At 57.4% G+C, this 14,051-nt stretch carries 16 protein-coding genes; 10 read left to right on the forward strand and 6 right to left on the reverse strand.

Features of this window, described 5'->3' with window-relative positions; translation table 11 throughout:
• Nucleotides 1-2: 2 nt before the first annotated feature.
• Complete coding sequence (locus AACZ86_RS11490) at nt 3-1,283, reverse strand: murein transglycosylase A (protein ID WP_339692677.1); 1,281 nt, start codon at nt 1,281-1,283, stop codon at nt 3-5.
• A 25-nt stretch (nt 1,284-1,308) separates the two neighbouring features.
• Nucleotides 1,309-1,974, reverse strand: a complete 666-nt coding sequence (locus tag AACZ86_RS11495) for a Tim44/TimA family putative adaptor protein (RefSeq protein ID WP_339692680.1) — start codon at nt 1,972-1,974, stop codon at nt 1,309-1,311.
• 278 nt (nt 1,975-2,252) lie between these two features.
• Between AACZ86_RS11495 and secB the strand changes: the two genes are divergently transcribed.
• From secB to AACZ86_RS11535, 8 genes are all read left to right on the forward strand, one after another.
• Complete coding sequence (secB, locus tag AACZ86_RS11500) at nt 2,253-2,795, forward strand: protein-export chaperone SecB (RefSeq protein WP_339692682.1); 543 nt, start codon at nt 2,253-2,255, stop codon at nt 2,793-2,795.
• Nucleotides 2,796-2,824: 29 nt separating this feature from the next.
• Nucleotides 2,825-4,417, forward strand: coding sequence for a murein biosynthesis integral membrane protein MurJ (murJ, locus tag AACZ86_RS11505; RefSeq protein WP_339692684.1), 1,593 nt, complete (start codon nt 2,825-2,827; stop codon nt 4,415-4,417).
• A 15-nt stretch (nt 4,418-4,432) separates the two neighbouring features.
• Nucleotides 4,433-5,428 (forward strand): tryptophan--tRNA ligase, encoded by a 996-nt coding sequence (gene trpS, locus AACZ86_RS11510; RefSeq protein ID WP_339692813.1) that lies wholly within the window; start codon nt 4,433-4,435, stop codon nt 5,426-5,428.
• 77 nt (nt 5,429-5,505) lie between these two features.
• Nucleotides 5,506-6,789 (forward strand): UDP-N-acetylglucosamine 1-carboxyvinyltransferase, encoded by a 1,284-nt coding sequence (gene murA, locus AACZ86_RS11515; protein WP_339692688.1) that lies wholly within the window; start codon nt 5,506-5,508, stop codon nt 6,787-6,789.
• A gap of 84 nt (nt 6,790-6,873) precedes the next feature.
• Nucleotides 6,874-7,284 (forward strand): nuclear transport factor 2 family protein, encoded by a 411-nt coding sequence (locus tag AACZ86_RS11520; RefSeq protein ID WP_339692690.1) that lies wholly within the window; start codon nt 6,874-6,876, stop codon nt 7,282-7,284.
• 13 nt (nt 7,285-7,297) lie between these two features.
• Nucleotides 7,298-7,639 carry an antibiotic biosynthesis monooxygenase gene (locus AACZ86_RS11525; protein ID WP_339692692.1) on the forward strand — a complete coding sequence of 114 codons (342 nt, stop codon included), beginning with the start codon at nt 7,298-7,300 and terminating at the stop codon, nt 7,637-7,639.
• An 18-nt stretch (nt 7,640-7,657) separates the two neighbouring features.
• The gene (locus AACZ86_RS11530) at nt 7,658-8,905 is read left to right on the forward strand and encodes a cytochrome P450 (protein WP_339692695.1); all 1,248 of its coding nucleotides are present in this window, start codon (nt 7,658-7,660) and stop codon (nt 8,903-8,905) included.
• Nucleotides 8,906-8,927: 22 nt separating this feature from the next.
• The gene (locus AACZ86_RS11535) at nt 8,928-9,698 is read left to right on the forward strand and encodes an SDR family oxidoreductase (RefSeq protein ID WP_339692697.1); all 771 of its coding nucleotides are present in this window, start codon (nt 8,928-8,930) and stop codon (nt 9,696-9,698) included.
• Between the two features lie 82 nt (nt 9,699-9,780).
• Here AACZ86_RS11535 and AACZ86_RS11540 read toward each other — a convergent pair whose 3' ends face one another.
• From AACZ86_RS11540 to AACZ86_RS11550, 3 genes are all read right to left on the reverse strand, one after another.
• Nucleotides 9,781-10,563 (reverse strand): hypothetical protein, encoded by a 783-nt coding sequence (locus AACZ86_RS11540; protein WP_339692699.1) that lies wholly within the window; start codon nt 10,561-10,563, stop codon nt 9,781-9,783.
• Between the two features lie 113 nt (nt 10,564-10,676).
• Entirely contained in the window at nt 10,677-11,114 is a 438-nt protein-coding gene (locus tag AACZ86_RS11545; protein ID WP_339692701.1) for a DUF1330 domain-containing protein, read from the reverse strand.
• 10 nt (nt 11,115-11,124) lie between these two features.
• The gene (locus AACZ86_RS11550; protein WP_339692703.1) at nt 11,125-11,676 is read right to left on the reverse strand and encodes a GNAT family N-acetyltransferase; all 552 of its coding nucleotides are present in this window, start codon (nt 11,674-11,676) and stop codon (nt 11,125-11,127) included.
• Nucleotides 11,677-11,765: 89 nt separating this feature from the next.
• Here AACZ86_RS11550 and AACZ86_RS11555 point away from each other — a divergent pair, with 89 nt between their 5' ends.
• Nucleotides 11,766-11,987: a hypothetical protein gene (locus tag AACZ86_RS11555; RefSeq protein WP_339692705.1), complete on the forward strand. Its 222-nt coding sequence runs from the start codon at nt 11,766-11,768 to the stop codon at nt 11,985-11,987.
• Between the two features lie 75 nt (nt 11,988-12,062).
• Nucleotides 12,063-12,989, forward strand: coding sequence for an EamA family transporter RarD (rarD, locus tag AACZ86_RS11560; protein ID WP_339692708.1), 927 nt, complete (start codon nt 12,063-12,065; stop codon nt 12,987-12,989).
• Here rarD and pyrC read toward each other — a convergent pair.
• Nucleotides 12,980-14,020 carry a dihydroorotase gene (gene pyrC / locus AACZ86_RS11565; protein ID WP_339692711.1) on the reverse strand — a complete coding sequence of 347 codons (1,041 nt, stop codon included), beginning with the start codon at nt 14,018-14,020 and terminating at the stop codon, nt 12,980-12,982. The genes rarD and pyrC overlap by 10 nt on opposite strands.
• Between the last annotated feature and the right edge of the window lie 31 nt (nt 14,021-14,051).

Raw genomic sequence — 14,051 nt, forward strand, 5'->3', positions numbered from 1 at the left:
GTTTATTGGCCCGGGGCGCGTTGTGATGCATACAGCCGGGAAACCGTGCCTTTCGGCAGGAAGATCAGCGCCTTGCCGCGCGAAGACATGCCGCCTGCTATCCGGGCGGCTTGTTCACCGGCACCCCAGAATGTGTCGAAACGGTTGGGGCCCTTGATCGCCCCGCCACTATCTTGTGCGACCCAGAGGCCGTCGGCTATATCATGCTCCATATCGAGATAGACCGGCGCGCCCAGAGGCACGAACATCCGGTCTGCGGCGACCGAGGTCCGCGCGACTACCGGATGACCCATGGCGCCCAAAGGACCCGGACCGGTCAGTTCGGTGAAGAAGACATAGCTTTCATTCTCGCGCATGATCTTCATGCCTTCTGCGGGATTCGCCCGCAGCCACTCGACAATGCCCTGCATATTGGTCTTGCCGTCGGCGAGCAGACCGCGTTCGCGCATCACCCGCCCGATACCGGTATAGTCATGACCGTTCTGCCCGGCATAGCCGATCCGCATGACCGAGCCGTCGGGCAGAGCCAGTCGGCCGCTACCCTGAATCTGCAAGAAGAAAAATTCGATATAATCCTGGGCCCATGCAATCTCGAGCCCCTGACCGGCGAGAGCACCATCGTCAATGGCTGCCCGGTCTTCATAAGGGACCAATTTTGTGCCGTCGACCTTGCCGCGGACGCGTTTGTCTTTCAGTTCTTCGGAAAACAGACCCAGATCGACGTCGATCAAATTGGCCGGTCGCCGGTAGACGGGCACTGGATAATTGCTGTTTCTGACTCTAGATCCACGAATTTGCGGTTCGAAATAGCCGGTGGCGAAAGCGTTTCCGTCGCCGACCTGGACGGTTTCGAAATAGGATGTGAAGAAACGTGCCGCATCATTGGCGGGCCAGTTCTGGGCGGCATCGCACGACAATTGCCAATCTGCACCGTTGGTCAGTCCGCTATTGTCTTCCCGCCGGACCAGCGAGGAACAGCTGGTGCGAAAGGAGCCGAGGGCCGACGTGGCTTTGGATTGCGAGAGATTGAGCGACGCAATATCCGGCCCGGCAGCAATGCCGGTGCCCAGAGCGCGGGTCGGATCATCGCCAATTCTTACAAGCTGGCTCGCATCGACGGTCTGAAAAGCGCGGCTCGGATCATTCGCTATGGTCGAGCTCTGCCCCGATCCGCTTGCACTCTGCTGCGGGGCAGGTTGGCTTTGTGCTGCCCCCTGCGGGATGATCGACATCGAACAGGCGCTGAACAGCGTCAGCGCGCCTAAAAGCGTTCCGATTTTCATGATGCTGTTCCCTGACGGCTGAGGGTCAGGCCTCATCGGTCTCGTCGAGCAGCCAATTGGGATCGGCGCTGGAAAGATCGCGGCTGAACGTCCAGACATCGTGGGTTTCGGCCGCGTCGGATAGCGAGCCGCCGATCAGCTTACCCTTTTTATCTTTGACCACCGCAGCGATGTCGGCATCAAACTGCACCGTGATACGGGCCACCGGTCGCCGGTATTCGGCTTCGGAAATGCGCGCATTATCGATCCGCACCAGCTGGTTTTCCAGTACTTCACCTCGTTTTTCACGGGCATCTATGACTTCGACAAAGCTCTCGTAAACATCGTCATCGCACAGCAGTTTCAATTCTTCCTTGTCGCCTTTCCAGAAGGCTTCGAGGATCATGGCATAAGCGGCTTGCGAACCCTCGAGGAAACGGCCCACATCAAAATTGCGGTCGGCGCTCAGGATTTCCCGCATGCCGGCTTCGGCGCTGCTGTCATAGACCATCGCCGGCGCACCTGCCTGGGCCGGAACGATATCCGGAACATGCGGCTTGGCATCGTCTAATGATCGGCGTTCATTTCCGCGCGGTTCAATGCTCCGCGGCGTATGTTCCTGCTCGTGGCCGGTGCGTTTGCCCAGCACAGAGTAAAGCCGCAAGCCGAGAAAGGCCGCTACCATTGCCAATAATACGATTTCGATGGTCACTGTAAGAATCCAATCTTTCCTGTTGCCCTATACATAGGCAGAAAAAGGGCCGGTTTCAAACGGCATTAGAGAAAAAGCCGCCAAGCCGCAATCGGCCAGTATCTTGTACCGTCCAATTTGTGAACCAGTGCTGACGAATTCGGCGCAATGCCGGGCTGTGTTACTCCGGTTAACTCTTTAATTGCCCTCGCTTCCGTCGCCTGCTAGGCGCGCTGCGAACGGCGGCGCAATATGCGTCAAAAGACATTTTTGACTGATTTTCCGAAAGGACAAGCCCGATGGCTGACGAGAATGACACAAATGAATCCGGCGCGAATCCATCTGGAACCGTGACGACTCCCGATCCACTGGCCAATGGTGCAGACACCCAGCCGCAAATTGGTGTGATTTCGCAATATGTGAAGGATCTTTCCGTCGAGAATCCGAACGCACCGGATGTGTATCAATGGAACGCCCAGCCGCAAATTGATGTGCAGTTCAATATCGGTTCGTCCAAAGTCTCGGATGAGGTTCATGAAGTCGAACTGAAAATTGAAGTCACAGCGAAAGCTAACGAAGGCGTCGCCTTTGCCGTGGAACTGCTCTATTGCGGCCTCTTCGGGCTGCGCAATGTGTCCGAAGAACAGGCACATCCGTTTCTTTTCGCCGAAGCACCGCGGCTTCTCTTCCCGTTTGCACGGGCGATCATTTCAGATGCCGTCCGCGACGCCGGATTCCAGGCATTGTTGCTCGAACCGATTGATTTCACGGCGCTCTATATGCAGCAACGCGAACAGATGGCAGCAGAGCAAGCGGGCGAACAGCCGGTCGGGAATGCCTGAGCTGATTAGTCACTTATTGAGGGCTTGAAATGAGCCTGATCAAAAATACCGGCACGATTGCCGGATTTACTATCATCAGCCGCATATTCGGTTTCGTCCGTGATATGCTGCTGGCAAGAGTGTTGGGTGCGGGCCTTGCCGCCGATGCCTATCAGCTGGCCTTTACCCTGCCCAACACGTTTCGGCGGCTATTTGCCGAAGGGGCCTTTTCGGTCGCCTTTGTGCCGATGTACAGCCGGCGGCTTGCTGACGAGGATGGCGAGGCGAAAGCCAAGGAATTTGCCGATGACGTCCTGTCGGTGTTCATCTGGATCTTGCTCGCCTTCTCGGCGGTAGCGATGCTCGCCATGCCGTTGATCGTTTACGGCCTGGCCTCCGAATTCCAGTCCCAGCCGGGCAAATTCGAGCTCGCCGTCTTTCTGAGCCGGATGACGTTCCCCTATCTGTTTTTCATCAGTCTGGTGGCAATGCTGTCCGGCCTGCTGAACGCCCGCTCCCGCTTCGCGCCGGGCGCTATTGCTCCGGTTTTGTTCAACATCACGCTGATCAGCGCGATCCTGATCGGCTATTATGTCCGCGGCGACACGAGCAACGATGTGATTGTCGTTGAAATATTGAGCGCGGCGGTGGCCCTGTCGGGCCTCGTCCAGCTGATCTATCTGTGGTGGGCGGTGAAGCGCGCCGACGTAAAACTGCAGATCAAGCGCCCGCGCCTGACACCCGAGATCAAGCAATTGGGGATGGTTATCCTGCCCGCAACATTTGGCGCCGGAATTTACCAGATCAGCCAGTTTGTCGACACGTTTTTTGCCACCTCCCTGCCCCAGGGGTCGTTGACGCTTCTGAAAATGGCCGACCGCCTGAACCAGATGCCGCTCGGCATTGTCGGCATCGCTCTGGGCACGGCCATCCTGCCAATGTTGTCGCGCCACATCCAGAATGAAAACCAGGCGCTCGCGCAACGTCTGCAGGCCGACGCCTTCGAAATGGCGACGTTGCTGACCCTGCCCGCTGCGGCGGCCCTCGCCATCTGCGCGCCGGCCTTTACCAGCGCCTTTTTCGTTGGCGGCAAGTTTACCCCGGCGGACGGCGCGCTGATGTCGAACATCGTTGTCGCACTGGTTGCCGGCCTGCCCGCTTATGTGATCATAAAAATCCTCATACCGGGGTTTTTCGCCCGATCCGACACGAAAACTCCGGTCTTGACGGCTCTGGCTGCTCTCATCGTCAATATTGCGCTCAACATCTATGTCGTCATGTATGCCGGTTACGGCATCGTCGGACTGGCCGCGGCGACGGCGGCCTCTGCCACGCTAAATTGTGTGCTTCTGTATACCATTCTCCATCGGCGCGGATTTTTCCACTTCACCGCCGCCCTGGCGTCGCGGATTTTCCGCCAGTTAATCGCAACTGCGGCAATGGCCGCTATATTGTGGATGCTGATGGGCCCATTGACGCCTTATTTCGCTGCCGATGTCTGGTCGCGGATCTGGTCGCTGGTGGTGCTTGTGGCCGCTGGTGCAGCTGTTTATGCTGTCGTCGGCTTCATGGTCGGCGCGGTGGACAAGCAAAGGATCATCGCACTGGTCAAACGCAAACCCATTCCGACGGAGGAAACATAGAATATGTCGCCAAAAATGCGGACAGTATCGGGCATCCAGCCAACAGGAAATCTTCATCTCGGCAATTATCTCGGCGCGATCAAGAACTGGGTGAAGATGCAGGACGAGAGCGAATGCCTGTTCTTTCTGGCCGATCTCCACGCCATTACCGTCCATAATGATCCCGTTGAACTGGCTACCAACTGCCGCGAAATGGTCGCAGCGCTGGTTGCTGCCGGGGTGGATCCCGACAAATCGATCCTGTTCAACCAGGCCCGCGTACCCGCGCATCCTGAACTGGCCTGGATGCTGATTTGCAACACGCCGATGGGCTGGCTGGACCGGATGACCCAGTTCAAGGAAAAATCCGGTAAACACAAACAGAGGTCGTCTCTGGGGCTGTTGGGTTATCCGGTGCTGCAGGCGGCCGATGTCCTGCTCTATCAGGCGACCCATGTTCCCGTCGGCGACGACCAGAGACAGCATCTCGAACTGGCCCGCGACATCGCGACAAAGTTCAATAACGATACCGGCACCGAAACCTTCGTCCTGCCGGAACCGTTTTTCGGTAAAACGGCGGCGCGGATCATGAGCCTGCGCGACGGCAATGCCAAAATGAGCAAGTCGGACCCGTCCGATCTCAGCCGGATCAACATGACCGACGATGACGAGACAATTGCACGGAAATTCAAGAAGGCCAAAACCGATCCGGAGCCGTTGCCCGACAATATGGACGATCTGGCAGAGCGGGCGGAAGCCAGGAACCTGATCGTCATCTATGCCGCGCTGGCCGACCTCTCACAAGACGCTGTGCTTGCCGAATATGCGGGCAAGGGCTTTGGCGACTTCAAACCGGCGCTGGCCGATCTGGCGGTGAGCAAATTGTCACCCATTCGCCAGCGGTTCGAAGAATTGCGCAAGGACGAGACAGCGATCGACACGATTTTACGCGATGGTTCGGAAAAGGCCTCGGCAATGGCACGGCCGACGGTGGAAGCCGCCTATGCCGCGCTCGGATTGTTGCGGAACTAGCGCGTTTTGCTGCAATGTCGGGGTGCAAGCGGCGCAATAGACTTGCCTGCATCCCCATTTTAGGTAAATGCTAGACCATGGATATTATCTCAATACGCGGCGGCAATCGCCTGTCTGGCACAATTCCCATTTCGGGGGCCAAGAATAGCGCTCTGACCTTGTTACCTTGCGCCCTGTTGACCGAAGAACCGGTCACCCTGCGCAACCTGCCGAGGCTGGCCGATGTCGACAGTTTCGGACATTTGCTCAACCAGCTGGGTGTTTCGACCACGATCGAAGGCGCGCGGCCAGAAGATTTCGGCCGGGTCATGACGCTGAAAGCGGGCCGGATCACCTCGACCGAAGCGCCTTATGATATCGTTCGCAAGATGCGGGCATCGATATTGGTTCTCGGCCCATTGCTGGCGCGCGCTGGCGAATGCCGGGTCTCGCTGCCCGGTGGCTGCGCCATCGGCAACCGGCCGATCGACTTGCATCTCAAGGCTATCGAAGCGCTTGGCGCCTCGATCGAAACCACCAGCGGCTATGTGATAGCTCGCGTTCCCGATGGCGGCTTGCCCGGCGGCGATTTCACCTTTCCGGTCGTCTCGGTCGGAGCGACGGAAAATGCATTGATGGCAGCGGTCTTGGCGAACGGCACCAGCGTCCTCAAGAACGCCGCGCGGGAACCGGAAATTGTCGACCTGTGCAACATGCTGGTTGCCATGGGTTCGGAAATCGAAGGCATTGGCTCGTCGACACTCACGATAACCGGCGTCGATCGGCTGCACGGATGCACCTATCGGGTGATGTCTGACCGGATCGAAGCGGGCAGCTACGCCTGCGCGGTCGGCATAGCCGGCGGCGAAGTCGATCTGCTGGCTGCCAAGGCTGACGAGATGGAAGCGACGCTCGATGCGCTGCGCCACGCCGGTCTGCAAATCGACGTCCATGCCAAGGGCATAAGGGTGGCTTCCGATGGCAAGCTCAAACCGCTTACCCTCTCGACTGCGCCCTATCCCGGTCTCGCCACCGACATGCAGGCGCAACTGATGGCGATGCTCTGCCTCGCCGATGGCGCCAGCGTACTCACCGAAACCATTTTCGAGAATCGCTACATGCATGTGCCTGAACTGAACCGCATGGGCGCGGATATCGAAACCAAGGGCCGCACCGCCGTGGTCCGGGGCGTCAAGAAACTGACCGGCGCGCCGGTGATGGCGACCGACCTGCGCGCTTCGATGAGTCTGGCGATTGCCGGACTGGCAGCGGAAGGCGAAACCCGGCTGCAGCGTATCTACCATCTTGATCGCGGCTATGAGCGGCTGGAAGAAAAACTCGCAGCGGTGGGCGCGGATATCGAACGGATCAGCGGCGATTGATTCACCCCCGCTAGCACTTATGGCAGCTTGTTTTTCCGGCGGTTTTGCCGTGTAGTCTCTCCATAATCAGGAGAGGATCAGTCAATGTTTTCAGGACCAATAGAAGACCGGTTGGCCATCCGGGAATTGCACGACAGCTATTGCGACGCAGTGCTGCGCAAAGACCCAGACGACTGGGGCGCGCTGTGGACCGAAGATGCTGTCTGGTCGCTAATGGGAACCGAAGTCGTCGGCCGGACCAATATCGTCAATCTCTGGAACGGCGCCATGAGCCAGTTCGATGCCGTCAGTTTTCTCGGCATACCTGCGTCTCTGGATATTACAGGCGACACCGCCTCGGGCCGCTACCAGACTCATGAAATTTTGGTTGAAAATGGCGAGCCACGCGTTGCCGGCGGCCGCTATGATGATGAATTTGTCAAAGTCGACGGCCAGTGGCTTTACAGCAAACGCATATTTGTCGTCGTCGCGCAATTTGGCGGCAACAAGCTTTAGGAGAATTTGAAGCATGGCCAAAATACTGATCGCGGCACATATCGACGTCGAACCGGCAACACGCGAAGAATGTCTGAAGAAAGCGCAGCCTTTTATCGATGGCGCGCTGAGCCAGGAAGGGTGCCTTTGCTATAGCTGGGCCGCCGATATGCATAATCCATCGCGTATCGAGGTGTTTGAAGAATGGGCCGACGAGGAAGCTCTCGCCCAGCATTTTCAGGATGTCCATTATGCCAACATGCTTGCCCATATCGGCAGCTTCGGCCTGATCAACGCCGTCAGCGCCAAATACCGGGTCGATGCCGAAGGGCCGGTTTATAATGCCGAGGGCAAACCCACGCCATCATTTGACTAATATGAGCAGGAACCTGTCATGAACGAAGCAGTATCCAAATCCCTTTTTCAACCGGATATTCTGGCCGATCCGTTTGAATTTTATGAAGAGAAACGCGCCAAGACGCCGGTCTTTTTTGACGAGGCAAGCGGCACATATGTGGTTCTGGACTATGACCTGATCTCGGAAGCTGTCGGTCGGCTGGATGATTTTTCTAACAATTTCAATGCGTTGCTCTCCGGCGGAAAATCCGAGGAAGAGCTTGAAAATGACAAGGAATTGCAGGCGATCCAGGCAAAGGGCTGGCCGCAGGTAAACACCCTGCTGACCGCCGACCAGCCGGTCCACACGCGGTTCCGCAAATTGGTCAATCTCGCATTCTCGATGCCGAAAGTGAACAAGCTGGAAGACAGCATGCGGGAGATGTCGAACGAACTGATCGACAATTTCATCGACAAGGGCGAGTGCGAATTTGTCGATGAATATGCGATTCCGATGCCGGTGCGGACGATTGCCGTGCAACTCGGCCTCGACGTGGCCGATGCCCATACGATCAAGCGCTGGACCAATGCCTTTGTCGATCGTCTGTCAGGCATGATGACGCGCGAACGGCAACTGGAGACCGAACGCGAGGTGGTCGAATATCAGCACGCGCTGAAAGCCAATATGGACGAGCGGCGCAAGGAAGCGAAGAACGATATTCTTTCTGACCTGGTGAATGCTCAAGTTGACGGTGAACGGCCGCTCGACGATGCAGAATCCCTGTCTATAGTCCAGCAGTTGATGGTCGCCGGCAATGAAACTACAACGGCCGCACTGGCCGAAGGCATGCGGCTTTTTGCAACCAACCCCGACCAGTATAAGAAAATTCAGGATGATCCGTCGCTGATCCCCAATGCAGTCGAAGAAGTGCTGCGCATGTCGAGCGGCTCATCCGGCATCTGGCGGGTGATGCACCGCGATGCCGAACTGGGCGGCGTGACGCTGCCCAAGGGCGCGATGGTGATGATGCGCTATCACGCCGCCAACCGCGACCCCAAGCAGTTTGAAAATCCGAACGCATTTCAGGTCGACCGCAAAAATGCGCGCACCCATCTGGCCTTCGGAAAGGGCATCCACATGTGCGTCGGCAATATGCTGTCGCGCAAGGAAATGACCGTATCATTCCAGCAATTTGCCAAACGCATGGACAATATCCGGATCAGGGAAGGCGCGGAACTGAACTATCCGCCCAACATGATGTTGCGCGGTCTGAGCAATCTGCCGATCATATTCGACAAGAAATAAGCCAGAGAGACAGGAATATATAATGGGTATGATGGACGGAAAAGTCGCGCTGATTTCAGGCGGCGCGGAAGGCATTGGCGGCACCGCCGGACGGCGGGTTATCGAAGAAGGCGGCTCGGTGATGCTGGCCGATATCCAGATCGACAAGGCGAAGGAGCTGGCAGCCTCTCTGGGTGACCGCGCGGATGCGGTCGAGCTGGATGTGCGCAATCTCGAGCAATGGCACGCGGCTGTCGACGCTACGAAGAAGCGCTTCGGCAAGATCACCACCCTGTTCAATGTCGCGGGCATTTCCGAGCCCGGATCGGTTGACGAGGTCGATCTGGACAGCTGGAACCGGACCATCGATATCAACATGCAGGGCACATTCTACGGTTGCCGTGTCGGCCTCCCCGCAATACTTGAAAGCGGAGAAGACGGCGCTATCGTCAATATCGGTTCGATGCTCGCCATGCGTCCCGGCGCGCAATTCGCAGCCTATTGCGCCAGCAAGGCAGCGGTTACCTCGCTGAGCAAATCGCTCGCGCTCCACTGCGCTGCCGAGAAATATCCGGTACGGGTCAACACCGTCCACCCCGGCGCGATCGACACGCCGATGTACCAGCGCTATCTCGCCGCCTATCCCGGACCGCATGACGAAGCGGTGGAACTGTTCAACCGCAACCATCCGATCAACCGGGTCGGACAGGCGGTCGAAGTTGCCAATGCGATGCTGTGGCTGGCCAGCGACCTGAGCAGCTTTACCACCGCCAATGACATCACCGTCGATGGCGGCGGCAGCTACCGCGAATAAAATGAAAAAAGGTGGCCGGAGCGGGCCACCTTTCAATTACCGGACAATATGCAATGCGAAGTCCGGCGTTGTTGTTTCCGATCTAGCGACCGTTGCTGGCGACAATATCGACAGCCGTCCCGCCGCCCGAACGCTTGTTCAGGGTGATCACGAAGGCACCGTCATCGCTGCCCCGGGTTCCGCCCAGAACATGTTCGCTGCCGCGTAGCAGATATTCGGCATCAAACCCACCGCGCTTGGCCTGGGTATAATAGAAATCGACGACGCTCTTCATCGGCGAAGCGGTCGTGAAACTGACCACACGAATGTCGCATAGACCGCCTTCAACACCGGCAGCTTCCTGCACAGCCGCTTTGGGATAGACCGGAAATTCCGGTGGCATCCGGTTGGCCCAGCCCATGTCATAGCTGAGCTTCTGGTCGCACGTGCCTTTGCCGCGCTTTGCGCTTTGCTGTTCGGCTTTCGCGCCCAGCGTCATGCCTTCGCTTCCGGCACAGCTGGTACATTCGTCATCCGACGTCATCTGCCGCGGTTTCGGGGCACTCAGCATTTTGCCGCCTAGTGCAGCCGCTGCTGCTGCCTTTCCGCCTTCCGCTGCGCCGGCATAGCTGGCACCGGGAGGGACCGATCCGTCGGCGGGACCGTTCGCACCGCGAATAGCATTGCGGTTGGCCTGATCCGTGAGATCGGGATCAACCAATATAGCATCTTCCAGCGCATCATTCATCGCCGGGTCGGAGGTCAGATTATCGTCCAGGTTCGCCAGCTCTTCTTCGCTGGCTTCGTTGCTCCCGCAAGCCGCAAGCGTTAGCGGTAACGCAAAAGCTGCTGCGGACAGCATGAGTGAACGGGAAAAATAAGACATGCAATTTGCTCCTGAATTTAGGGGAACAAATGCATCAAAAAGCGTTAATATTTCGTTAGGGAATTTGGTTAATCCGGTGACTATTCGTTAACCTATTGTCCCAATTCGGGATTTCATCCGAACGTGTCGGGCCCGTCGATTTCACCGAATCGAATCAGGCGGGATGTCAGGACAGCGGCCTGGCGATTGACCACCGCCTTCTGATATTCGGGGTCAGTGACCATTTCCATGAACGCGCCGCTATTGGGATAGCCGGCGATGAAGGAGACATCCCATTGCTTGTCGTCGGGCCCGATCACCATACATTCCATCTGACCCCGCCAGAGGATCGTGCCGCCCACCCGTTTGAAAATCGGCCCGCTGGTCTTGCCATATTCTTCATAGGCCCGCGCACCGTTCCAACCCTTGCCGGCATTGGGATGATCTGCGGGATATTGCGCGACCTGATGGAAGCGCAGCAGATTGAGCATGTTGATCGGCACATCGCGGGGCAGCGCCTTGAACGCATCAAAACTCTCGCGTGTCGGATCAAGATAGCGATCTTCGGCCATGGCTGCTCTCCTACTGGAACTGTTTTCTATTCTCTTGCCATTGTTCGCGCGATTGTCCCCAGTCGTCAACCCGCGCATCCTGATAGGGCTCGGGAAGCCGCGTCGGCCCGCGATTGGTAGAGCCCACCCGCTCGGCCAATTTGATCGAAGCAAGATTGTCGGGATCAATAGTATGACAAATATCGCTCCAGCCGAGCGCATCGACGGCATAGTTCATGCTCGCGACTGCCGCTTCCAGCGCATAGCCCTTGCCCGCATATTCCGGCGCGATGCCCCAGCCGACCTCGGTCCCGGGCCAGCTGTCGGGATACCAGGGGCCGATGCGGCCAATCCATTTTCCGCTATCTTTGAGGATCAGCGAAAACATCGCATAGCCGCGAACATGCCACGCACCGACCATGGCGCATAGATCCCGCCAGCTTTCGGCGCGGCTTTTGACTCCGCCAATGAAGGTCATTGTGGCTTCATCGGATTGAAATCTGGCCCATTGTTCGAAATCGTCACCATTGGGCGGACGCAGGATCAACCGTTCCGTTTCAATTCTGATATCTTCAACAGCCAAGGCCATCCTCCCGCAAGCAGCAAGCCTACTATGACCCTGCCAATTTGGAAATACTTGAAATATCGGTGCATTACGCCTATAATACAGCCATGGCTAATCTGATCTCAATCTTCATCGGCGGTATCGCCCTCATTCTCTCCTTCATAGGTCTGGTCCCCCTGCTTGGCTGGACCAACTGGCTGATCCTGCCGATCGCCGGCATCGGCGCGCTGTTCGGCCTGATTTCGTCACGCACCAGTGGCATGTATTTCTGTTTGATCGTCGTGTGCATATGCGCCTTCCGGCTATGGATAGGTGGCGGCATTATCTGACCCCCCGGTCCGGGTTTCCCCGACAATAGGATTTCTTGATTGCCCGGTGACGGCGCGAAGCCTAGTCGCTGCACTATGTCCGTTGCCCAATCCACCAGCCGTATCGGCCTCTTTCAGGCGCTAACCGCCTGCGTTTTCTGGGGTTTGATGCCGGTCTATTTCAAGCTGCTGCAAAGCGTAGACGCGCTGGAAGTCGTTGCCCACCGGATCATCTGGTCAGTGCCGCTGCTGCTCGTCATTCTCTATTTCCGGAAAAACCTTGTCGGTCTGGCATCGGCACTGGCTGATTCCAGATTGCGCTGGGCGATGCTGGCGAGTTCCTGTCTCATCGCAGCAAACTGGCTGGTCTATGTCTGGGCCGTGCACGAGAATCATATTCTCGCGGCCAGTCTCGGCTATTTTATCAGCCCTTTGCTCAGCGTTTTTCTCGGCCGGATATTTCTCGGCGAGAAGCTCTCCCGCAACAAATGGATTGCCATTGCGATAGCCGCTGCGGGCGTTTCGGTGCTGGCCGTTCAAGCGCTCGATACGCTCTGGATCAGTCTCGCTCTGGCGATTTCGTGGAGCAGCTACGGGCTGGTCCGCAAGATCGCAGACATCGGACCTATAGTGGGCCTGACGGCAGAGACCGGAATGTTGTTCCTTCCTTTTACCCTGCTTCTCGTCTGGCTTACGTTCGGCACAGCGCCGTCTACGACTGGCCTGCATCTCGGCGATGACCGGATGATTGATCTGTTGCTGATCGGCGGTTCCATTGTCACTGCCATCCCGCTGCTGCTGTTCGCCTCGGCGGTCAAGAAGATGACCCTAGGCGCCATCGGACTGTTAAATTATCTCGCACCGACGATCCAGTTTCTCGTTGGCGTGCTGGTTTACAAGGAAGCGCTGACACCATCGCACATCATTTGTTTCTTGCTGATCTGGATCAGCCTGGCGATCTATTCGACCGACAGCATTCTAGCGGGCAAGACAGCGCGGAAAGCGATTGCCGGTCAGGCCTGAACGATATGCCAGGCCAGTTCGGAATCCGCGTGAAAGGGAACAAGCGTGGAGCCGCCGGTGTTGAGGCTCTCGGGCACGGTAAAACTGCCGCCTTCCAGCGTCACCCGGTCTTCGTTGAGCGGCAAGCCGTAAAATTGCGGCCCATGCACGGACGCGAAGCCCTCCAGCCGGTCGAGCGCGCCTTCTTCGTCGAACACAGCAGCGTAGCTCTCCAGCGCATAAGGTGCGTTGAAAATACCCGCACATCCACAGGCCGATAGCTTGGCGTGGATTTCATGCGGTGCGCTGTCGGTACCGAGGAAATATTTCGCAGATCCGGAGGTCGCCGCCTTGCGTAGCGCCAGCCTGTGCAGCTCGCGCTTGGCAACCGGCAGGCAATAAGCATGGGGCCGAATGCCGCCGGTGAACATCGCATTGCGATTGATATGCAGATGATGCGGCGTAATGGTTGCCGCAACATTCGGACCAGCGCCATCGACAAAGCGTACCGCCTGCTCGGTCGTGATATGCTCGAACACGACTTTCAGATCCGGAAGCGTTTCAATCAGCTTTTCCAATATCCGCTCGATAAACACGGCTTCCCGGTCAAAAATATCGATACTGCCATCGGTCACCTCGCCGTGCACCAGCAGCGGCATGCCAATATCCTGCATCCGTTCGAGCACCGGCATGATATGCGCTACATCGGTCACCCCGTGCGCGCTGTTGGTCGTGGCATTGGCGGGATAGAGTTTCGCGGCCGTAAAAATGCCAGCCGCATGACCGGTCGCTATATCGTCCGCATCCGCATCATCGGTCAGATAACAGGTCATCAGCGGTGTAAAACCGGAATCATCGGGCAATGCCGCCATGATCCGTTCCCGATAGGCCGCGGCACTGGCAGCGCTGGTCACCGGCGGGGAAAGATTGGGCATGATGATAGCCCGGGCAAATTGCCGGGCGGTAAACGGAGCAACCGCTTCCAGCATCGCGCCGTCACGAAGATGGACGTGCCAGTCATCGGGGCGACGTATAGTAAGGGTATCGGTCATATAGCTCCGCGCAAGGCTTGGTTTTTCGGTT

The organism is uncultured Parasphingorhabdus sp., from assembly GCF_963975735.1.
GTDB lineage: Bacteria > Pseudomonadota > Alphaproteobacteria > Sphingomonadales > Sphingomonadaceae > Parasphingorhabdus.